At 59.8% G+C, this 20,676-nt stretch carries 24 protein-coding genes; 11 read left to right on the top strand and 13 right to left on the bottom strand.

Features of this window, described 5'->3' with window-relative positions:
- Nucleotides 1-78 precede the first annotated feature (78 nt).
- Together CQ002_RS10760 and CQ002_RS10755 are read right to left on the bottom strand one after the other, a co-directional pair.
- A complete protein-coding gene (locus CQ002_RS10760) occupies nt 79-477 on the bottom strand; it encodes a DUF2177 family protein (RefSeq protein WP_034108086.1) in 399 nt (132 codons plus the stop codon).
- Nucleotides 478-587: 110 nt separating this feature from the next.
- Nucleotides 588-1,424 (bottom strand): S1 RNA-binding domain-containing protein, encoded by an 837-nt coding sequence (locus tag CQ002_RS10755; RefSeq protein ID WP_034108087.1) that lies wholly within the window; start codon nt 1,422-1,424, stop codon nt 588-590.
- A gap of 323 nt (nt 1,425-1,747) precedes the next feature.
- On the opposite strand from CQ002_RS10755, the gene CQ002_RS10750 reads away from it, so the two are divergent.
- The 3 genes from CQ002_RS10750 to CQ002_RS10740 all read left to right on the top strand — a co-directional run bounded on the left by CQ002_RS10750 (nt 1,748) and on the right by CQ002_RS10740 (nt 3,788).
- Nucleotides 1,748-1,927: a hypothetical protein gene (locus CQ002_RS10750; RefSeq protein WP_003193095.1), complete on the top strand. Its 180-nt coding sequence runs from the start codon at nt 1,748-1,750 to the stop codon at nt 1,925-1,927.
- A 206-nt stretch (nt 1,928-2,133) separates the two neighbouring features.
- Nucleotides 2,134-2,856: a TorF family putative porin gene (locus tag CQ002_RS10745; RefSeq protein ID WP_034108089.1), complete on the top strand. Its 723-nt coding sequence runs from the start codon at nt 2,134-2,136 to the stop codon at nt 2,854-2,856.
- A 65-nt stretch (nt 2,857-2,921) separates the two neighbouring features.
- Nucleotides 2,922-3,788: a DUF6279 family lipoprotein gene (locus CQ002_RS10740; RefSeq protein ID WP_098467184.1), complete on the top strand. Its 867-nt coding sequence runs from the start codon at nt 2,922-2,924 to the stop codon at nt 3,786-3,788.
- A 111-nt stretch (nt 3,789-3,899) separates the two neighbouring features.
- Here CQ002_RS10740 and CQ002_RS10735 read toward each other — a convergent pair whose 3' ends face one another.
- Nucleotides 3,900-4,289: a transcriptional regulator gene (locus tag CQ002_RS10735; protein ID WP_098467185.1), complete on the bottom strand. Its 390-nt coding sequence runs from the start codon at nt 4,287-4,289 to the stop codon at nt 3,900-3,902.
- 153 nt (nt 4,290-4,442) lie between these two features.
- On the opposite strand from CQ002_RS10735, the gene CQ002_RS10730 reads away from it, so the two are divergent.
- Complete coding sequence (locus CQ002_RS10730) at nt 4,443-4,718, top strand: hypothetical protein (RefSeq protein WP_105162670.1); 276 nt, start codon at nt 4,443-4,445, stop codon at nt 4,716-4,718.
- Nucleotides 4,719-4,768: 50 nt separating this feature from the next.
- Here CQ002_RS10730 and CQ002_RS10725 read toward each other — a convergent pair whose 3' ends face one another.
- Nucleotides 4,769-6,115: a DEAD/DEAH box helicase gene (locus CQ002_RS10725; protein WP_034108097.1), complete on the bottom strand. Its 1,347-nt coding sequence runs from the start codon at nt 6,113-6,115 to the stop codon at nt 4,769-4,771.
- 194 nt (nt 6,116-6,309) lie between these two features.
- On the opposite strand from CQ002_RS10725, the gene CQ002_RS10720 reads away from it, so the two are divergent.
- Complete coding sequence (locus CQ002_RS10720; RefSeq protein WP_034108099.1) at nt 6,310-7,608, top strand: mechanosensitive ion channel family protein; 1,299 nt, start codon at nt 6,310-6,312, stop codon at nt 7,606-7,608.
- Here the strand turns inward: CQ002_RS10720 and CQ002_RS10715 are convergent.
- The 3 genes from CQ002_RS10715 to CQ002_RS10705 all read right to left on the bottom strand — a co-directional run bounded on the left by CQ002_RS10715 (nt 7,605) and on the right by CQ002_RS10705 (nt 9,742).
- Complete coding sequence (locus CQ002_RS10715) at nt 7,605-8,474, bottom strand: carboxylate/amino acid/amine transporter (protein WP_098467187.1); 870 nt, start codon at nt 8,472-8,474, stop codon at nt 7,605-7,607. The genes CQ002_RS10720 and CQ002_RS10715 overlap by 4 nt on opposite strands.
- A 202-nt stretch (nt 8,475-8,676) precedes the next feature.
- Nucleotides 8,677-9,276, bottom strand: a complete 600-nt coding sequence (locus tag CQ002_RS10710; RefSeq protein ID WP_034108103.1) for an FMN-dependent NADH-azoreductase — start codon at nt 9,274-9,276, stop codon at nt 8,677-8,679.
- Nucleotides 9,277-9,427: 151 nt separating this feature from the next.
- Nucleotides 9,428-9,742 (bottom strand): 3-phosphoglycerate kinase, encoded by a 315-nt coding sequence (locus CQ002_RS10705; protein ID WP_034108105.1) that lies wholly within the window; start codon nt 9,740-9,742, stop codon nt 9,428-9,430.
- Nucleotides 9,743-9,791: 49 nt separating this feature from the next.
- Here CQ002_RS10705 and CQ002_RS10700 point away from each other — a divergent pair, with 49 nt between their 5' ends.
- The 5 genes from CQ002_RS10700 to aqpZ all read left to right on the top strand — a co-directional run bounded on the left by CQ002_RS10700 (nt 9,792) and on the right by aqpZ (nt 14,996).
- Nucleotides 9,792-10,715: a LysR family transcriptional regulator gene (locus tag CQ002_RS10700; protein WP_034108106.1), complete on the top strand. Its 924-nt coding sequence runs from the start codon at nt 9,792-9,794 to the stop codon at nt 10,713-10,715.
- A gap of 14 nt (nt 10,716-10,729) precedes the next feature.
- A complete protein-coding gene (locus tag CQ002_RS10695; RefSeq protein ID WP_105162671.1) occupies nt 10,730-11,533 on the top strand; it encodes an alpha/beta fold hydrolase in 804 nt (267 codons plus the stop codon).
- A gap of 3 nt (nt 11,534-11,536) precedes the next feature.
- Entirely contained in the window at nt 11,537-12,100 is a 564-nt protein-coding gene (locus CQ002_RS10690) for a peptidylprolyl isomerase A (RefSeq protein ID WP_010208614.1), read from the top strand.
- A gap of 81 nt (nt 12,101-12,181) precedes the next feature.
- Nucleotides 12,182-14,014: an ABC transporter ATP-binding protein gene (locus CQ002_RS10685; RefSeq protein ID WP_069077972.1), complete on the top strand. Its 1,833-nt coding sequence runs from the start codon at nt 12,182-12,184 to the stop codon at nt 14,012-14,014.
- Nucleotides 14,015-14,294: 280 nt separating this feature from the next.
- Nucleotides 14,295-14,996 carry an aquaporin Z gene (gene aqpZ / locus CQ002_RS10675; RefSeq protein ID WP_034108114.1) on the top strand — a complete coding sequence of 234 codons (702 nt, stop codon included), beginning with the start codon at nt 14,295-14,297 and terminating at the stop codon, nt 14,994-14,996.
- Nucleotides 14,997-15,052: 56 nt separating this feature from the next.
- On the opposite strand, the gene CQ002_RS10670 is transcribed toward aqpZ, so the two are convergent.
- From CQ002_RS10670 to CQ002_RS10660, 3 genes are all read right to left on the bottom strand, one after another.
- Complete coding sequence (locus CQ002_RS10670) at nt 15,053-15,301, bottom strand: BrnA antitoxin family protein (protein ID WP_034108115.1); 249 nt, start codon at nt 15,299-15,301, stop codon at nt 15,053-15,055.
- On the bottom strand, nt 15,279-15,557 hold the full coding sequence (locus CQ002_RS10665; RefSeq protein WP_034108117.1) for a BrnT family toxin: 279 nt from the start codon (nt 15,555-15,557) through the stop codon (nt 15,279-15,281). Before CQ002_RS10665 ends, CQ002_RS10670 begins: the two co-directional genes overlap by 23 nt.
- 78 nt (nt 15,558-15,635) lie before the next feature.
- A complete protein-coding gene (locus CQ002_RS10660; protein WP_105163156.1) occupies nt 15,636-16,760 on the bottom strand; it encodes a GNAT family N-acetyltransferase in 1,125 nt (374 codons plus the stop codon).
- 283 nt (nt 16,761-17,043) lie between these two features.
- On the opposite strand from CQ002_RS10660, the gene CQ002_RS10655 reads away from it, so the two are divergent.
- A complete protein-coding gene (locus CQ002_RS10655) occupies nt 17,044-18,396 on the top strand; it encodes a putative porin (protein WP_105162673.1) in 1,353 nt (450 codons plus the stop codon).
- A gap of 148 nt (nt 18,397-18,544) precedes the next feature.
- Here CQ002_RS10655 and CQ002_RS10650 read toward each other — a convergent pair whose 3' ends face one another.
- The 3 genes from CQ002_RS10650 to CQ002_RS10640 all read right to left on the bottom strand — a co-directional run bounded on the left by CQ002_RS10650 (nt 18,545) and on the right by CQ002_RS10640 (nt 20,665).
- The gene (locus CQ002_RS10650; protein WP_049712065.1) at nt 18,545-18,790 is read right to left on the bottom strand and encodes an anti-sigma factor; all 246 of its coding nucleotides are present in this window, start codon (nt 18,788-18,790) and stop codon (nt 18,545-18,547) included.
- Entirely contained in the window at nt 18,784-19,398 is a 615-nt protein-coding gene (locus CQ002_RS10645; protein ID WP_034108122.1) for an RNA polymerase sigma factor, read from the bottom strand. Before CQ002_RS10645 ends, CQ002_RS10650 begins: the two co-directional genes overlap by 7 nt.
- 145 nt (nt 19,399-19,543) lie before the next feature.
- Complete coding sequence (locus CQ002_RS10640) at nt 19,544-20,665, bottom strand: beta-ketoacyl-ACP synthase III (RefSeq protein ID WP_034108123.1); 1,122 nt, start codon at nt 20,663-20,665, stop codon at nt 19,544-19,546.
- Between the last annotated feature and the right edge of the window lie 11 nt (nt 20,666-20,676).

Raw genomic sequence — 20,676 nt, 5'->3', positions numbered from 1 at the left:
CGGCGCTCCAAAGGGGTTGATACAGGGCTATAGAATAGGGATACGCTCAGCAACGGTGCACATACATCCTGTACACAATCAGCGGTGCACTCGTTGTGCACACAGGTAACCCACCGTGCAGCATGCGGCGGTCAGGAATGTACCCCAGGCCATGTCCATGACCGCAAGCTGGGCAGACCAGCCTTGCAGCGTGGCCCAGTTGCTCAGGTCATAGGTGCCATAGGCGACCAGGCCCAGCAACGCACCCAAACGTGCGGCACGTTGCCAGCTTGCGCTGGGCAGCACCACAAAGACCACACAGCCAAAGACGTACAACAGATAGAACAGCCCAGCAGGCAATAGGCGGGGTTGATCCAGCATCAGCGAACCCAGCAGGGATCTATAGGTGGGCCCCATGACAACGCCGAGCCAGAGCCCATCCAGGATCAGGAAGGCGATCAACGTGCCGAGGTAGGCGAACAACGATTTCTTGGACATCGATACACCTTCTGTAGGAGCGGGCTTCCAGCAATGGCGTCCGAGAGAACATCCCGAAACCACTGGCATCATCGCCGACAAGCCGGCGCCTACAGAAGAGCAAAACGCACTCAGCTTAGTTCAATGCGATCCGCGTGAATCACGATCTGGCCCTGCTTATACAGCGCACCGATGGCTTTCTTGAAGTTGCCCTTGCTCACGCCGAACACGTTACTGATCACCGCCGGGTCGCTCTTGTCGCTGACCGGCAAGGTGCCGTTGTTTTCACGCAACTTGGCCAGGATCTTCGAGTTCAGGCTGGAGGCCGCTTCCTGGCCAACCGGTTGCAGGCTGAGGCTGATATTGCCGTCGGCGCGGATCTCTTTGATAAAACCTTTTTCTTCCTTGCCCGGGCGCAGGAACTTGAACACTTCGTTCTTGTGGATCAAGCCCCAGTGCTTGTTGTTGATGATCGCCTTGAAGCCCATGTCGGTGGCTTCGGCCACCAGCAGGTCGACTTCCTGGCCCACTTGGTAGTTGGCAGGGGTCTTGTCCAGGTAGCGATCCAGGCGTGCAGTGGCGGTGATGCGCTTGGTGTGCTTGTCGAGATAGACGTGCACGACGCAATATTCACCGGCGCTCAACTGACGTTTTTCTTCCGAATACGGCAGCAACAGATCCTTGGGTAAACCCCAGTCGAGGAACACGCCAATACTGTTGACTTCCACCACTTTCAAACTGGCGAATTCGCCAACTTGAACTTTGGGCTTTTCAGTGGTGGCGATAAGTTTGTCATCGCTGTCCAAGTAAATGAAAACGTTAAGCCAGTCTTCATCTTCACTGGGAATATCCTTGGGGATATACCGATTCGGCAAGAGGATTTCACCGTCTTGCGCACCGTCCAGGTACAAACCAAAGTTAGTGTGTTTAACCACTTGCAAACTGTTGTAGCGCCCGACTAAAGCCATTTCCAATACCCTCATTGCGTGGGCGACATTCTACCCGAGTTGCGCCCGCGACGCGCGCGCGCCTGAAAAAACGCGGCCTGGCGTGGCCTTCCAGTGGCACGCCCCCGCTCGTCTGATCGATCGGCTGAATTTTCAAGCACTGCCAACCGTCCCCAGCGCCAATGGTTTCCAGTTAAAACAGCAAGTTAGAGGCTTATTTCAAAGATTAACTATGACTGTTTCCGGCCCCGGAACTTATTCCCTGAGGATATTTACCAAGCAATTGTCAAGTATTTCCTGTACGATGCCTGGCCAAGTTAATTTTCTACAGGTTAGTGGCCGCCATGCGCGTAAAAGCATCCAACAGCAAAGCAAAGCCAGCTCCCGCCGTTGAAACCAGCGAGTCGATCAACAGCCAGATTGCTGCGTTCCTCAAGTCCGGCGGCGAAATCCAGCAAATTGCCAAGGGCGTCAGTGGCCAGACATTCGGCCCATCCAAGCAGATCAGCCTGGGTAAAAAGTAATACCGCGCAACACTCCTGGTCCCTACGCGTCTTGCCTTCAAGGCGCTAGGACTAGACCCCGAAACACGATCCCCACCCTTTCACAACCACGCTAATCGACGAACGGGCCTCATCTGCGGGCATTCGCCGGTATGCTTGCACACGTCTAGCACGGGCATCTGCCCGATTTTCTCCGTCACTGCTCCTCGCTTTTCATGGAGTGAAGCATGTTCAAATCCTGCATAGTCCTGGTCGGTGCCCTGGTTGCCAGCCCTCTCGCCGAAGCGCAGATCTTTCAGCGCGAATTGGGCGACTTCGACCTGAAATTAGGCACTACGCCCAGTCGCAGCATGGCCCAGGGCCTGGTCAAGCCGACGTCCCCTGGCAGCGACTCGTTCCACGGCGGGCTGGACCTGAGCCACGACAGCGGCCTGTACTTCGGTCAGTTTTCTCCGAACATGGGCCTGTCCTCATCCAGCAACCTCGAAGTCGACTCCTACATGGGGTTCAAACACCCCTTCGACCAGACCTTGGGCTACGAAGTGGGCTTGATCCACTACAGCTACCCCACGCTCAGCCCCCTCGACAGCCAGGAGTTCTACGGCGGCCTGAACCTATTGGGCAATCGCTTTGGCGCGTCCTTCAGCAACGACCCGGACCGTCAGGACAGCACCCTGTTCGCCGACCTCGGCGGGACGCAGCCCTTCGGCATCGGGGTCAGCATGAAATACACCACCCATCAGCTGGGTACACCGGTGTCGGTGGACGGCGGTTCCATTCGCACCTTCAGCGACTGGTCAGTGCAGTTCTCCCGCGAGTGGATGGGCGTTGATCTGAACCTTATCTACAGCGATTCCAGCCTGAGCGGCGGAGATTGCTCGGCCTATTCCGGACACAATTCGCAATGCGATGGCCTGTTGACGCTGAAGGCTGCGCGGTCGTTTTATTAATGGGCTGAACTGTCGCACCCGGCGCAGGTTCACATGCAATAACCCACATTGCGAAGGACCCGCCCATGCTGCGTCGGCTCAAATTACTGGTGGTATTACTAACACTGAGCCTCGTGCTCGCTGGCTGTAATCGCGTGGGCCTGGCCTATCGCAACCTGGACGTGATCATCCCTTGGACACTCAACGACTACCTGGACATGAACGCCGGGCAGAAAAGTTGGTTCAACGACACACTCAAGGAGCACCTGGCCTGGCACTGCACCACACAGCTTCCGGGCTACCTGGACTGGCTGGATCGCCTGCAGCAGATGGTCGACGACAACAAGGTCACCGACGCCGCGTTGCAGACCCGCACCACCGAAGCCAAAAAAGCCATTGCTGAAGTCGCCCGCGAAATTACGCCGTCGGCCATTGAGTTGTTGCAAGGGCTGGACGACCAGCAGGTCGCGGAAATGAACGACGCCCTGGCCAAGGACCTGCGCAAGCGCCAGGACGAATACCTCAAGCCGCCGCTGGCCAAGCAGATCCAGCAACGCGCCGAGCGGATGAATAAGCGCCTGGATGCATGGATGGGTCCCCTGAGTGACAGCCAGAAAAACCGGGTCACGGCCTGGTCCATTGGCCTTGGAGAACAAAACCAGCAATGGATCGGCAACCGCGCGCACTGGCAGGCGCAATTTATCGACGCCGTGAAGCACCGCACGGACGCTGATTTCGCGCAGAAGATGCAGCAATTGCTGGTAGATCGGGAAAGCCTATGGACGCCAGAATACCGCGTCGCCTATGCGCAGACCGAAGCCGCAGCACGCAGCCTGATCGTGGATCTGATGGCGCAAAGCACCGTCCAACAGCGCCTGAAGCTGACGCAGAAAATCGACGGCGTACGCAGCGACTTCAAGGCGCTTAAATGCCTAAAGGCCACTGCGAGCTAAACAGCGGGGAGCGGGCTTGCTCGCGAAAGCGATGCGTCAGTGCCAATTGCAATGCCTGACACCCGCTTTCGTGAGCGCACCCGCCCCCACACTCGCCCGCGTGGTGGTCACTCAGGCAATCTGAGCCTTGGACGCCACCTCGGTAAAGGTCGCGGGATCCAGCGCATCCACCTGCTCATCCAGCACCTGACGCGGATGGTCATTGCCGGGAATCGAGCTGTCGATCAGCGCCAACAACTGAGCACCGAGCGCCGTAAGGATGAAATTCTCGCCATTACCGCCCTCTTCCTCGGGGCGTGATTCGATAAAGCCACGCTTGAACAGCAGCGCTTCATAATCCGCGGCGGTCTTCTTGAGCGCGTCGAGGTTGCCGGTGGACTCGCCCGCCGTGGCCTTTTCGGCCGCCTCCTGCTCGGCGTATTTGCGCGGGGCGAAGCTGCCCTCGCCGTTCTGCACTTCATGCAGCAGACGTTCGATCAGATCCCAGTTGTAAGTCGTCATCCTGATTCCTCCTGCAGGCTGGTGGAAAGTAGCCCGTCAAGGTTGTGACAGGTCGCGTCACTGGCCGTTCAGCCGAATAGACGGACGTCATTTCTCTGAACTTTCCAGACGTTCGCGGCCTCAACAGCACATAACCGCCAAGGAGGTCTGCCCATGAAAACCCTGATGAACCTGGCCATCGTCGCCATGCTAGCCGCCGCCCTGCCCGCCTGGGCCTGTACGCCCGATGAGGCCACGGCCAAGCGTGAGCAACTGGCCCAGGAAGTGGCCAAACTGACCGAACAGAACCCGACCAAGGCCAAGGAGATGAACGACGAGCTGCAGAAGATGGACCTGGATACGCAAAGCGCGGAGTTCCCCGACAAATGCCAGTTGATCGACGCCCGGCTCAAGGAACTCAAGGAAGCCGCGGCTAAAGCCAAAAACTGATGGCGAAAAAAAACCGGACAAACGTCCGGTTTTTTTATGTCACAAGAGGCTTATTCAGCCGCTGGCGCTTCCGGCTTGCGGCGCTTGAGTGGCGCCATGCCGTCCTTGCTGACGAGCGACAGGTTGTCGGTCTTCGGACGGTTGGCGATCTTGCGCTTGGTCGGTGACTTGGCCCCGGTCTTCTTCTTGTCGCCCTTGGCGTCAGTCTTTTTCTTCTTCACGCCGACAGCCTTGCCCGACGCCTTGACCTTCTTCGGCCCGGTGTAGGTGCCTTTGACTTCCTTGATGGTGCGACGCTCGAACGACTGCTTGAGGTAGCGCTCGATGCTCGACATCAGGTTCCAGTCACCGTGGCAAATCAGCGAGATGGCCAGGCCATCATTGCCGGCACGCCCGGTACGGCCGATACGGTGTACGTATTCGTCGCCACTGCGCGGCATGTCGAAGTTGATCACCAGGTCCAGGCCGTCCACGTCCAGGCCGCGCGCGGCAACGTCGGTAGCCACGAGGATCTTCACGCCGCCAGCCTTGAGGCGGTCGATGGCCAGTTTGCGATCCTTCTGGTCTTTCTCGCCGTGCAGCACGAACGCCTTGTATTCCTGGGCGACCAGGCGACCGTAGATGCGGTCGGCGGCAGCGCGGGTGTTGGTGAATACGATGGCTTTCTGATAGGTCTCGTTGGCCAGCAGCCAATTGAGGATCTGCTCTTTGTGCACATTGTGGTCAGCCGTGACGATCTGCTGGCGCGTCGTCGCGTTGAGGTCGCTGACGTTGTTGACCTGCAGGTGCTCAGGGTTGTTCAGCACCTTGGCGACCATCTCACGCAAGGTCGAACCGCCGGTGGTGGCGGAGAACAGCATGGTCTGCTGGCGGTTGACGCATTCGCCCACCAGGCGCTGTACGTCGTCGGCAAAGCCCATGTCGAGCATGCGGTCGGCTTCGTCGAGCACCAGCACTTCGACTTCCTTGAGGTCGAGGTTGCCGGCGTTGAGCTGCTCGATCATGCGGCCCGGGGTGCCGATCAGAATGTCCGGCACCTTGCGCAGCATGGCAGCCTGGACCTTGAAGTCTTCGCCACCGGTGATCAGGCCGGACTTGATGAAGGTGAACTGCGAGAAACGCTCCACTTCCTTCAGGGTCTGCTGGGCGAGCTCGCGGGTTGGCAGCAGGATCAGGGTCTTGATGCTCACGCGGACTTTGGCCGGGCCGATCAAGCGATGCAGGATCGGCAGGACGAAAGCGGCGGTCTTGCCGCTACCGGTTTGAGCCGTCACCCGCAGGTCACGCCCTTCGAGCGCGAGCGGGATGGCCGCTGCTTGCACAGGCGTAGGCTCGACAAATTTAAGCTCGGCCACGGCTTTGAGCAGGCGTTCGTGCAGGGCGAATTGGGAAAACACGGGTGCTACCTCGAAGAAATACAAAAAATCAGCTGCATAGGTTACCGGTTTCGGGCGTCCAAACCGAGTTTCTTTACGCGAACGGTGCTATTGAGCTGCTTTTTTGTCAGGGTATTTGTCCGCGACGTCAACTTTGATGCACTTAAATGCTCTAATCGCCCCGTCTTGTCCCAACAGAAGAATCGTTTTCACCCATGGATATCAAACAGCTCTGGCTCAACGCCCAGGACCTCTGGGGCGCCCTCGATGAACACCCACTGCTGCACGCCAGCCTCGGTTTGCTGGTACTGCTGGTGGTGGCCCTGTTGCTCGGGCGCGTGGCGCGTTACCTCATCCTCCACGCCGTCAAACTGCTCGGCCGGCAGCCGGCCCTGCACTGGCTCAACGACCTGCGGCACAACAAAGTCTTCCATCGCCTGGCGCAGATGACGCCGTCCCTGGTGATCCAGTTCGGCCTTTACCTGGTGCCGGACCTGAGCAAGACCGCCATCCTGTTCATCGGCAACGTCGCCCTGGCGCTGACCATTCTGTTCCTGGTGCTGGCCATGAGCGCCCTGCTCAGCGCCTTGCTCGACATCTACGCCCGCACCGAGCACGCGCGCACCCGCTCGATCAAGGGCTATGTGCAGTTGGCGAAGATGGTGCTGTTCGTGTTTGGCGCGATCATCATCGTCGCCACCCTGATCGACCGCTCGCCCCTGTTGCTGCTGTCAGGTCTCGGTGCGATGTCGGCGGTGATCCTGTTGGTGTACAAGGACACCCTGCTGTCGTTCGTCGCCAGCGTGCAGTTGACCAGCAACGACATGCTGCGGGTCGGCGACTGGATCGAAATGCCCCAGGTCGGCGCCGACGGTGACGTGGTGGACATCACCCTGCACACGGTGAAGGTGCAGAACTTCGACAAGACCATCGTCTCCATCCCCACCTGGCGCCTGATGTCCGAGTCGTTCAAGAACTGGCGCGGCATGCAGGCGTCCGGTGGGCGCCGTATCAAGCGCAGCGTGTTCATCGATGCCAGCGGTGTGCGTTTCCTGCGTGACGATGAAGAGCTGCGCATGACCCAGGTACACCTGCTCACCGACTACATCGGGCGCAAGCAGGCTGAGCTCAAGGCCTGGAACGAAGCCCAGGGCCACAGTGCGCAACTGTCGGCCAACCGCCGCCGCATGACCAACCTCGGCACCTTCCGTGCCTATGCCCTGGCTTATCTGAAAAGCCACCCGGACATCCAACCGAACATGACCTGCATGGTGCGCCAGATGCAGACCACCGCCCAGGGCGTGCCGCTGGAGATCTACTGCTTTACCCGTACCACGGCGTGGGCCGATTACGAGCGCATACAGGGGGATATCTTCGATTACTTGCTGGCGGTGTTGCCCGAGTTTGGCTTGAGCCTGTATCAACAACCAAGCGGCAACGACCTGCGGGCGGGCATCTTGCCGGCGGTGATGGGGGCCAGCCAGCTGCCGGCCCCGGAAAGTCGCTCGATCTAAGCCACGGAGCGGTTGGGCGACTTCACGCCCAACCGACTGAGCCACACCGCCCCCACAATCACCAACCCACCCAGGGCCAAACGGCCCAGCGGTTCGTGCTGGTTCCAGATCAGCAGGTTGAGCAGCAAGCCCACCGGCACATGCAAGTTGTTCATCACCGCCAGCGTGCCACCCTGTACCAGGCACGCCCCCTTGTTCCACCAGTACATCCCCAGCGCAGTGCTGACCAGGCCAAGGAACACCAGCACGCCCCATTGCAGTGGCGCGTCCGGCAGGAAGTCAGCCTTGCCGAACAGCAGGAACGCCGGCAACACCACCAGCAACGCGCCCACATAGAAGTAACCAAAACGCCGATAGTGCGGCAAATCGCTCGGATAACGCGCCACCAAGTGCTTGTACATGACCTGCCCGGCGGCATAGGTGAAGTTGGCCAGTTGCAGCAGCAAGAAGCCCCCAAGGAAGTGCGGCGTGATCTGGTCGAAGCGGATCACCGCCGCGCCCGCCACCGCCACCAGCGCGGCGATCAGCGCCCAGGGGTTGAAGCGACGGTTGAGGGCATCTTCGATCAGGGTCACGTGCAGCGGCGTGAGGATAGTGAACAGCAGCACCTCTGGCACCGTGAGCACGCGAAAGCTCAGGTACAGGCACACGTAGGTCACGCCAAACTGCAGCGCGCCGATCACCAGCATGCCGCGCATGAACGCCGGCTCCACCGAGCGCCAGCGGGTCAGCGGGATGAAAACCAACCCGGCGAGCAGCACGCGCACCAGCACGGCGAAGTAGCTGTCGACGTGACCGGCGAGGTATTCGCCGATCAAGCTGAAGGAAAATGCCTGAATCAGGGTAACAACCAGTAAGTAGCCCATGCGCGCCTCATTTCGAATGGGCGGGACATTAAAGGTTTTCGGCGGTTGAAGAAACTCGGGGCAAAAAAAACCCGACCTCGCTAAAGCGTCAGTCGGGCAGGAGCACTCAGGAGCAAAAGTGCAAAGGGAGGTTCGTTACGCGTACTTGAAGGGTTTGCGTGGGACTAGATAAACATCGCGGGATTATCTGGCGATTAAAGGATCAGGCGACCTGTGCCAACAACGCCTTGGCGTGGTTGATGCCCTTCTCCTGGAAGTCTGCACTGAGGTTCACCCCTTCAGCATGAATGAAGGTGACGTCATGAATCCCGATAAAAGCCATGACCTGACGCAGGTACGGTTCCTGGTGATCGGAGCTGGCGCCGGTGTGGATGCCGCCGCGAGCGGTGAGCACGAAGGCGCGCTTGCCGGTCAACAAACCCTGGGGTCCGGTGGCGGTGTACTTGAACGTCACGCCGGCCCGCAACACGTGGTCCAGCCAGGCTTTGAGGGTGCTGGGGATGGCGAAGTTGTACATCGGTGCGGCCATCACCAGGACGTCGGCGGCCAGCAGTTCGTTGGTCAATTCGTCGGAGCGATCCAGAGAGACTTGCTCACTTTCGTTGCGCTGATCCGCAGGTTTCATCCAGCCACCCAGCAAGTTGGCGTCCAGGTGCGGGACCGGGTTGAGGGCCACGTCACGCACGGTGATCTGATCCGCCGGGTGCGCGGCCTGCCATTGGCTGATGAACTGCTGGGTCAGTTGGCGGGAAACCGAATCCTGCTGGCGGGCGCTGCTTTCGATGATCAGAACATTGGACATGGCTTTGTAGGCTCCATCTGTAATTGCTGTAAGTCGATGGAGTGAAGATTAAACAGAGCCAATTCGATAAAAAAGCGCAAAAAACTGCTATAACCCATCTATAAATTTGTTTATAAGCGAAGCATTGCTGTCAGCATGCTCCGCTGCCGTACTACTTCGGTGAGCAGGCCAGGGCGATACGCATCTTGATAATGGCGCGGTTGAACTTGGCCGTGGTGTTGGTGCTTTTGCCCGCTGGCACCGTGACAGTCCTGCGGCGCGGCGATTCCGGGCCGTTGGTGAAGGTTACCGAGCAAACGGCGTCCTGGGTGCCGTAGTTATTCAGTTGGATCGAGCTGATATCGCCATCCACGTCGGAGGCGGTGTAATCGATGCTCACGCCGTCGATCTTTTTAGTGACGTCGATGGGGTACGCGAACGCGCTCATCGGCAGCAACGCCAGCAACACACAACAGAATTTTCTCATTCGGCAGTCTCCAATAAGGACTGCCAGCTTAGGACAAGAGGAACCCATCTTGAAAGCGCCCCGCGTTACCCTCGATCAATGGCGCACGCTGCAGGCCGTGGTCGACCATGGTGGCTTCGCCCAGGCGGCTGAAGCGCTGCACCGTTCGCAGTCCTCGGTGAGCTACACCGTGGCCCGCATGCAAGACCAGCTCGGTGTGCCGCTGCTGCGCATCGATGGGCGCAAGGCAGTGCTCACCGACGCCGGTGAAGTGCTGTTGCGCCGCTCGCGGCAACTGGTAAAAAACGCCAGCCAGCTGGAAGACCTCGCCCACCATATGGAACAGGGCTGGGAAGCCGAGGTGCGGCTGGTGGTAGACGCGGCCTATCCGAATGCGCGCCTGGTCCGGGCGCTCACCGCGTTCATGCCGCAAAGTCGCGGTTGCCGCGTGCGCCTGCGTGAAGAGGTGTTGTCGGGCGTCGAGGAACTGCTGCTCGATGGCATGGCCGACCTGGCCATCAGCGGGTTCATCATCCCCGGCTACCTGGGCACGGAAATGAGCGATGTGGAATTCATCGCCGTGGCCCACCCCGACCACTCGCTCCATCGCCTGAACCGCGAACTGAGCTTCCAGGACCTGGAAAGCCAGATGCAGGTGGTCATTCGCGACTCCGGCCGCCAGCAACCGCGGGATGTGGGTTGGCTCGGCGCCGAACAGCGCTGGACGGTCGGCAGCCTGGCCACCGCCGCCACGTTCGTCAGCAGCGGCCTGGGCTTTGCCTGGTTGCCTCGCCACCTGATCGAGCGCGAACTCAAGGAAGGCCTGCTCAAGCAGCTACCCTTGGAAAAAGGCGGCAGCCGCAATCCAACGTTCTACCTGTATTCGAACAAAGACAAACCCCTGGGCCCGGCGACGCAGATCCTCGTGGAACTGCTGCGCACCTTTGATACCGCCCCGCTGGACGCGCCTTTCGCCGCCCCCCAGCAAGCCTGAAACGGAGTTCATGCATGGCCTGGTTCGACCATGAAGGATGCAGCCTGCACTACGAGGAATACGGCCACGGCACGCCGCTGATCCTGATCCACGGCCTGGGCTCCAGCAGCCAGGATTGGGAACTGCAGGTGCCGGTGCTCGCCCGGCATTACCGCCTGGTCGTGGTGGACGTGCGTGGCCATGGGCGCTCGGACAAACCCCGCGAACGCTACAGCATCCAGGGCTTCACCTTTGATCTGCTGGCGCTGATCGAACACCTGGACCTGCCGCCCGCCCATGTGGTGGGGTTGTCCATGGGCGGCATGATCGCCTTCCAGTTGGCCGTGGACGAACCTGCACGCGTCAAAAGCCTGTGCATCGTCAACAGCGCGCCGCAGGTGAAGGTGCGCAGTGTCGACGATTATTGGCAATGGGCCAAACGCTGGAGCCTGGCGCGCGTGCTCAGCCTGGATACCATCGGCAAGGCCTTGGGCGACCGCTTGTTTCCCAAGCCACACCAGGCCGACATGCGCCGCAAGATGGCCGAACGCTGGGCAAAGAACGACAAACGTGCTTATCTCGCCAGCTTCGATGCGATTGTGGGCTGGGGCGTCCAGGAACGACTTTCCAGGGTCACCTGTCCAACCCTGGTCATCAGCGCCGACCACGACTACACCCCCGTGGCGCAAAAAGAAAACTATGTAAAACTGCTGCCCGATGCGCGACTGGTGGTGATCGAAGATTCTCGCCATGCCACGCCCTTGGATCAACCCGAAGTCTTTAACGCAACCCTGCTCGATTTTCTAAAGACCGTCGAAACCACTACCCAGGATCACTGACCCATGCTGAAAAAAATCGCCTTCTTTGCCGGTTCTGTTTTGTTCGCTGCCAACCTGATGGCGGCCGAACCCGCCAAGGCGCCTCACGTCCTGATCACCACCACCAATGGCGACATCGAGATCGAACTCGACCCGGTCAAGGCGCCGATCAGCACCAAGAACTTCCTCGCCTATGTCGACAGCGGCTTCTACACCAACACGATTTTCCACCGTGTCATCCCGGGCTTCATGGTCCAGGGCGGCGGCTTCACCCAGGCAATGACCCAGAAGCCAACCAAGGACCCGATCAAGAACGAGGCCAGCAACGGCCTGCATAACGTACGTGGCACCTTGTCCATGGCACGTACCAACGATCCGAATTCGGCCACCAGCCAATTCTTCATCAACGTCGCCGACAATGCCTTCCTCGATCCGGGCCGCGACGCCGGTTACGCCGTGTTCGCCAAGGTGGTCAAGGGCATGGACGTGGTCGATGTGATCGTCAATTCGCAGACCACTACCAAGCAGGGCATGCAGAACGTGCCAATCGATCCTGTGTACATCAAGTCGGCCAAGCGCATCGACTGAGGTAGCAGGTAGTTCCGCGCGCAGCCCACAAGGCCGCGCGCGCATTTGAAAGGAGAGCCCGCCCTGCGGGCGTCATACTTAATGCTCTATCGTCGTTTTGAACAACTGATCGATATTTTCCGCGACGCCCCCAGCGCCGCCCCGCCCGATAAAGTCCTGCCCTTCTACCTCTACTACCTGCGCCAGGTATGGCCGCATTTCGCTGCCTTGCTGGTGGTGGGCCTGATCGGTGCGCTGATCGAAGTGGCGCTGTTCAGCTACCTGAGTCGCATCATCGACCTGGCCCAGGGCACGCCGCCAGCCAACTTCTTCCAACAGCACAGCACCGAGCTGATCTGGATGGCCGTGGTCGCCCTGTTGCTGCGCCCGATCTTCGGCGCCCTGCATGACCTGCTGGTGCACCAGACCATCAGCCCCGGCATGACCAGCCTGATTCGTTGGCAGAACCACAGCTACGTGCTCAAGCAGAGCATCAACTTCTTCCAGAATGACTTCGCCGGGCGCATTGCCCAGCGCATCATGCAAACCGGCAATTCGCTGCGCGACTCCGCCGTGGCCGCGGTGGATGCGATCTGGCACGTGGCAATCTATGCCGTCAGTTCCCTGGTGCTGTTCGCCGAGGCCGACTGGCGCCTGATGATCCCGCTGGTGACCTGGATCGTCAGCTACAGCCTGGCGCTGCGCTATTTCGTACCGCGGGTGAAGGAGCGCTCGGTGATTTCCTCCGAGGCACGCTCAAAACTGATGGGCCGTATCGTCGACGGCTACACCAACATCACCACCTTGAAGCTGTTCGCGCATACCCAGTACGAGCAGGAATACGCCAAGGAAGCGATCATCGAGCAGACCGAGAAAACCCAGCTGGCCAGCCGCGTTGTCACCAGCATGGACATCGTGATCACCACCATGAACGGCCTGCTGATCGTCACCACCACCGGCCTTGCGCTATGGCTGTGGACGCAGTCGCTGATCTCGGTGGGCGCGATTGCCCTGGCCACCGGTCTGGTGATTCGTATCGTCAACATGTCCGGATGGATCATGTGGGTGGTCAATGGCATTTTCGAAAACATCGGCCAGGTGCAGGACGGCCTGAAAACCATCGCACAGCCACTGGCCGTGATCGACCGCGACAACGCCCCGCGCCTGAGCGTGCCCCATGGCGAAGTGCGCTTTGAGCAGGTGGATTTCCACTACGGCAAGAAGAGCGGCATCATTGGCGGCCTCAACCTTGAGATCAAGGCCGGTGAGAAGATCGGCCTGATCGGCCCGTCCGGCGCGGGCAAGTCGACTCTGGTCAACCTGCTGCTGCGTCTCTACGACCTGCAAGGCGGGCGCATCCTGATCGACGGCCAGGACATCGCCGAAGTGGCCCAGGAAACCCTGCGCGAGCAGATCGGCATGATCACCCAGGACACCTCGCTGCTGCACCGTTCGATCCGCGATAACCTGCTCTACGGCAAGCCCGACGCCACCGACGAAGAACTCTGGGCCGCGGTACACAAGGCGCGTGCCGATGAGTTCATCCCGCTGCTGTCGGACTCCGAGGGCCGCACCGGGCTGGACGCACACGTGGGTGAGCGCGGGGTGAAGCTCTCCGGTGGGCAGCGCCAACGTATCGCCATCGCCCGGGTACTGCTCAAGGATGCGCCGATCCTGATCATGGACGAAGCCACCTCTGCGCTGGATTCGGAAGTGGAAGCGGCGATCCAGGAAAGCCTCGAAACCCTGATGCAGGGCAAGACGGTGATCGCGATCGCGCACCGGTTGTCGACCATTGCGCGGATGGACCGCCTGGTGGTGCTGGAGAAAGGCCAGATTGCCGAGAGTGGCAGCCACGCCGAGTTGCTGGCCCACGGCGGCTTGTATGCGCGGTTGTGGCAGCACCAGACCGGTGGGTTTGTGGGTATTGACTGAAACATCACCCCGACCCCGTGTGGGAGCTGGCTTGCCTGCGATGTCAGTCTACTAGCCAGCCCCCCGATACTGCCCCACCGCTATCGCAGGCAAGCCAGCTCCCACCACTTGATTTGCGCCAGTCGCCCTGATCCAAAGAGCCCTGGCGTTTTTCATGCCCTGGATTTGTGCCCCAACCCTGCTGTAATCAGTGCAGTGCCCAGACGGGCGCTGAAGTAAATCTGCAGGGAGCATCACTGATTTACTGATTGGGTAGAGCGATCTATCAAGGACGGGCTGCATGTCTTTGTTCAAGCGTTCAATCACAGAGGGGCTGGGTACGTTTTGGCTGGTGTTGGGTGGGTGCGGGAGTGCGGTGTTGGCCGCAGCATTTCCCGCAGTCGGGATCGGGTTGTTGGGCGTAGCCCTGGCGTTCGGGCTCACAGTGCTGACCATGGCGTTCGCCATTGGGCATATCAGCGGATGTCACCTCAACCCGGCGGTATCGGTGGGGCTGGTCGTGGGCGGAAGGTTTCCGGCCAGGGAGTTACCGGCGTATATCGTGGCGCAGGTCGTCGGTGGCACCATCGCCGCTGCGCTGTTGTATTTCATCGCCAGCGGCAAACCGGGGTTCGAACTGGCATCAGGCCTGGCGTCCAACGGCTATGGCGAACATTCGCCGGGCGGTTATTCGTTGGCGGCGGGGTTTGTCACTGAGTGGGTGATGACTGCCATGTTCGTGTTGATCATCCTCGGCGCCACCGACCGTCGCGCCCCACCGGGTCTCGCGCCCATCGCAATCGGGCTGGCGCTGACACTCATCCACCTGATCTCCATCCCCGTCACCAACACATCAGTCAACCCGGCCCGCAGTACGGGCCCGGCACTGATCGTCGGCGGGTGGGCGATCCAGCAATTGTGGATGTTCTGGCTCGCGCCGATGCTCGGCGCGGTAACCGGTGGTCTCACCTACCGTTGGCTGGGCGAGGAGGCGCCAGGCTGAGGCAAAACGGGTTCAGCCCTGCCGGTAAGGCAGGGCTGCCCTCATAGGGCGGACTCTCACCCTTGATGGGCCTGCATGTACTGGCGCAATAGCTGGTTGATACGCGTCTGGTAACCAGACCCTTGACCTTTGAACCACTCCAGTACATCAGCATCCAGCCGGATAGTGACCGCCTGCTTCACTGGAACACGTAACTCTGCATGCCGGAAAAAATCGGCATCCAGCTCAGGAATATCGCTGGTATCGATCTCTTTATCATTCATCTTGGCCAAGCGCTCCCAATCAGTTTTCGATGTTTGCGTCATAATATTTGGCCTCCTTCTTGGTTGCTTTTCGGGCGGAGATGATACGGATCACGTCACCACGTCGCTCGGTGTATACGACCACACCCATTAACAATTTGATCCAGCCAATACTAATCCAACGCTCCTCGCCATAATCCGCTCGATCATCGCGTAAGGCCAGCATTGGGTGCCTAAAGATATCTGGGACGTCATTGAAATCGATGCCGTGCTTAACAATATTGGCTTTATTTTTGGACTCATCCCACTCAAATAACATGGCACATCCTGTATGTACTTTTGTACATACAGGGTAGCGATCTCAGCCGTTCAGGAAAGCGCTACCCGACCGGTGGACTCAGCCCTGCCGATAAGGCAGGGCTGCCCTCGCCTCCTCGGCATATGCCGCGATCCCAATCCGCTCGCGCTCCAGGAAATCCTCAACGGCATTCTTCAGCCCCGGATGGCGCAGGTAGTGCCACGACCGCGTAATCACCGGTTCAAACCCGCGAATCAACTTGTGTTCGCCCTGTGCGCCCGCGTCGAAGCGTTGCAGGCTGTGGGCGATGGCGTAGTCCATGCCCTGGTAGAAGCAGGTTTCGAAGTGCAGGCGGTCGAACTCGGCCAGGCAGCCCCAGTAGCGGCCGTAGAAACTGTCGCCACCGATCAGGCTGAAGGCCATGGCCACCGGGCGTGTGCCTTGTTTGGCCAGCACCACGCGGATCGCCTCGGGCATGCGCTCGGCCAGCAGGCTGAAAAACGCGCGGGTCAGGTAGGGCGATTGGCGGCGCACAGCGTAGGTGTTGGCGTAGCAGGCGTAGACAAAGTCCCATTGCGCTTCGCTCAGCTCATGGCCTTGCAGCCACTCGAAATCGATGCCCTGCCCCGCCACCTGTTCGCGCTCTTTGCGCATCTGCTTGCGCTTGCGAGAGCTCAGGGCGTCGAGGAAGTCCTGGAAGTCGCGGTAGCCACGGTTCTGCCAGTGAAACTGACAACCAAGGCGCTGCAACCAACCCGGTTGCTGGGCCAGTGCAGCGTCGGCCAGGTCATCTGTGAAGTTGATATGGGCACTGGAAAGCCCTTCGATCTCCAGGTAGCCCGGAAGGCTCTTGAGCAGCTCGAAACCCTCATCAGCACTGGCGGCCAACAGACGCGGACCGCTCACAGGGCTGAAGGGCACCGCCGTCAGCAGCTTGGGATAATAGTCGATACCGGCACGCTCACAGGCATCGGCCCAGGCGTGATCGAACACATACTCGCCGTAAGAGTGCCACTTGCGATAACTGGGTAACGCTGCCACCAGCCGATCGCCCTCCCAATGCAACAGATGCTCAGGCTGCCAGCCCGATTGCGGGCCCAGGCTGGCGCTGTCTTCCAAGGCACTCAGGAAGGCATGGCGCACGAACGGCTGGGCCTGTGGCACCAAGGCATCCCAGGCCTGCGGGGCGATTTCGGACAAGCTGTCCAGGCGTTGCAACGGCATCGGCATCCTCACTACTTCAGGGCGTGAAAGCTTGGCGAGTATCGCTGATCGCCGGACATCGCACACCCCCGTTTCGCGCGACAAGGCTCTAAAACAATAGTTCCGAACATGAAAAATTTGTCATGTAGATGACATCACTTCGCCACTGCGTCGTCATAAACGGTCGTGATACTGACGCCTGTTTTTAGAGCGCCTGGTTCTAGCAGGTGGTTATTTTTCCGTCCGTCATCGGTCGGTTGTGTCCTGGATGGTCTGCCATCCCTCCTCACTTTCGGAGATTGATATGCGTCTTGCTTCCACTAAAACTGCGGCGGTCCTGTGCGGTGGCCTGCTACTGGCCCTGAGCGTTCCAGCCAGCGCTGCAGTCGACGCTAAATTGCTCGACATGCTCAAGGCCAACGGCCAGATCACCGCTGCGCAGTACACCGAACTGCAAAGTGAATTGGCCAAAGACCAGAAAGAACAGCAGATCGCACGGCAAGCTCAACAAGAGACCAACGAACAGATCGCGGCCACCGCGAAGAAAACCAATGAGCTGAGCAGTTTCGACCAGAAGCTGGCCTGGGCTGCCAAGACCCAGCTCAAGGGCGACGTGCGCTTCCGCCACGAGACCATCAAGATCGACGGCACCCCCAACAATGGCGGCAAGGACAAGGACCGCGAGCGTATCCGTGCCCGCCTGGGCGCGTTCACCGAGATCAACTCGCAAGTCGACACTGGCATTCGTGTCGCCACCGGCAGCAGTGACGACGCTCGCTCCACCAACCAGGATCTGGATGGCTACTTCAACAAGAAGTCGATCTGGCTGGACCTGGGCTACATCGACTACCACCCGACCCAAATCAAGAACCTGCACGTGATCGGCGGCAAGATGCTGCAACCTTGGGTCAGCATGGGTGACGTGATCTGGGACAGCGATATCAACCCGGAAGGCCTGGCCCTGACCTACAAATACCCACTGGGCAGCAGCGCCGAGCTGTTCGGCAGCCTGGGTAACTACAGCCTCAAGGACAACGTCAACGGCGACGGCGTGCAGTTTCGCAATGACCTGCGCATGACCGCCGGCCAGTTGGGGTCTCGTTTCTCGCTGACCGACAATCTGAAGCTGACCCTGGGCGGCAGCGTCTATGCCTTCCAGAACGATGAAGACAGCCGTTGCCCGACCACCACCGGCACCACGCCTGGCTGCTTGACCCCAAGCGAAACAGTGGCGAATACAACGGCCGGCAATGCCAGCGAGTACCGCCTGTACGAAGGCTTCAGCCAAGTGGATATCGGCGGCCTGGCTGTTCCGTTGTCGTTCTATGGCCAGTACGTGCAAAACACCAAGGCCACGGATAAAGACAAGGACACCGCCTGGCTGCTCGGTGCCAAGTCCAAAGTGTTCGGCTTCAACCTGGACTACAACTACCGCGATGTACAACGGTATGCGGTGGTGGGTGCCTTCACCGACTCGGACTTCGCCGGCGGCTTTACCGGTGCACGCGGTCACAAGTTCAAAGTCGGTTACGACATCGACAAGAACTTTGCCATCGGCGCCACATACTTCCTGACCAAAGCGGACTACGCCAGCGCCACTGGCTATCGCGATGCCAACGCCAATACCCTGCAGTTGGACGCAGAAGCGAAGTTCTAAGAAAGACCGCTGAACGCTTCAAGCTACACGCTTCAAGGAAGAGCAGGCCACTCGCAGCTTGGAGCTAACCGCTTGAAGCTGCTTCCTTACAGCCTTGCGTGGGTGGGCCGGTCCCCATCATCCGTCCGCTCCCCCCACGCGAGCCTGGTTATTCCCCGCCTTTGTGATCCTTGAGCCGCTCGGCAGCCAGCCGCTGCGCCAGGGCATCCACACCCTCTACCGGCTCGTCCGGCATGATCTTCAGGGTTGCCTGCATGAGGCGCATCTGACGGATAAAGCGCCGGCAGTTCGGGCAAAACATCAAGTGATGACGCACCAGCAGACGCTCGCGAAAGGTCAGTTGCCCATCGAGATAGTCACTGGAACGTGCCACTTGTTCTTTACAGGTCAACATTCGCCCGTTTCCTCAAAATGCTCCACCGTCGCGAAGACTTTAAGCCGTGCTCGATGCAACAGCACACGGACATTGGAGAGCGACAGCGTCAGAAGATTACAGATTTCTTCCAACTCCAGGCCCTGGCGTTCACGCAGCACGAGCACGCTGCTTTGCAACGCCGACAGACTCAGCAACGTATGCTCCAGGCATTTACGCAGCTCATCCTCGGTCAGCAGGGCTTCCGGGGTGTCCTGGTGCCAGGCGTAGGGCGCTACCGCCCAGTGCCCATCGTCGGGGGTGAAGCGATCATCGCCGATCGTGCCATGGGGCGAAGGCAGGTCGTCGAGCAATACCTCGCGTCGATTCTGCTTGTAGCGCCCCTTGGCGGCGTTGGCGGTAATGGTCAGCAGCCAGGTCTTTAGGCTGGAACGCCCTTCGAACTTGGCCAGGTTGCGCACCACCGACAGCCACGCATCCTGCACGACTTCATCGGCGTGGCGCTGGCCGACGATGGCATAGGCCACCGCCCGCATGGCGCTCTGGTAGGTGGTGACCAGCTCCTTGAAGGCCCGTTGCTCACCCTGGAGCAGCCGTTCAAGCAGGTGCGCGTCGTCCGCTGCTGCCATGTCTACCTCAATCCCACTGTGGGAATGCAATCGATGTGGGAGCTGGCTTGCCTGCGATGGCATCACCTTGACCTGACTGACAGACCGAGGTGCCTGCATCGCCGGCAAGCCCGGCTCCCACACTTGACGGTGTTAACCCGCTCGATCAGCGTTTGCGCAGGATCACGCTGCCGATCGAGTAACCCGCGCCGAACGAACTGAGCACCGCAATGGAGCCCTCGGGCAGGTCATCCTGGTAGGTGTGGAACGCAATCACCGACCCCGCCGAGCTGGTGTTGGCGTAGGTATCGAGGATCACCGGTGCTTCTTCCACCGACGCTTCGCGGCCCAGCAGTTTCTTCACGATCAGGTGGTTCATGCTCAGGTTGGCCTGGTGCAGCCAGAAGCGTTTCACATCGGCCACGTTCAGCTGGTTTTCTTCCAGGTGCACGCCAATCAGCTCAGCCACCATCGGGCACACATCACGGAACACCTTGCGGCCTTCCTGTACGAACAGCTTGTCTGGCGCGCCGACACCCTCTGGCGCAGTGCGGTTGAGGAAACCGAAGTTATTGCGGATGTTATTGGAGAACTTGGTCAGCAGCTTGGTGCTTACCACGTCGAACTGATGCTTGGAGGTCGCCAGGTCGGCACGCTCCAGGACCACGGCAGTGGCCGCGTCACCAAAGATGAAGTGACTGTCGCGGTCGCGGAAGTTCAGGTGACCGGTGCAGACTTCCGGGTTGACCATCAGGATCGCCCGCGCCTGCCCCAGCTGGATGCTGTTGGCGGCATTCTGGATGCCGAAGGTGGCCGAGGAACACGCCACGTTCATGTCAAATCCAAAACCCTCGATGCCCAGGGCTTCCTGGACTTCAATGGCGATGGCCGGGTAGGCGCGCTGCAGGTTGGAACAGGCGACGATCACACCGTCGATGTCAGCGGCGGTCTTGCCGGCGCGTTGCAAGGCTTGTTCAGCGGCGCCGACGGCCATCTGGCAGAGTACCGACCACTCGTCGTTACTGCGCTCGGGCAGGCGTGGGGTCATGCGCTGAGGGTCGAGAATGCCGTCTTTGTCCATCACGAAGCGACTCTTGATACCCGAGGCTTTTTCGATGAAGGCTGCACTGGATTCAGTCAGCGCCTGCACTTCACCGCGCTCGATGGCGTCGGCATTGTCGCTGTTGAACTGATGCACGTAGGCATTGAAAGACTGCACCAGCTCTTCGTTTGAGATGCTGTTGGCCGGGGTGTACAGGCCAGTGCCGCTGATGACGACGTTATGCACGGTCGTTCCTC

It is taken from the genome of Pseudomonas sp. MYb13, from assembly GCF_002980075.1.
Lineage (GTDB): Bacteria > Pseudomonadota > Gammaproteobacteria > Pseudomonadales > Pseudomonadaceae > Aquipseudomonas > Aquipseudomonas lurida.
Note: the sequence above shows the minus strand (reverse complement) of the source record. Positions and strands in the feature narration are given on the sequence as shown.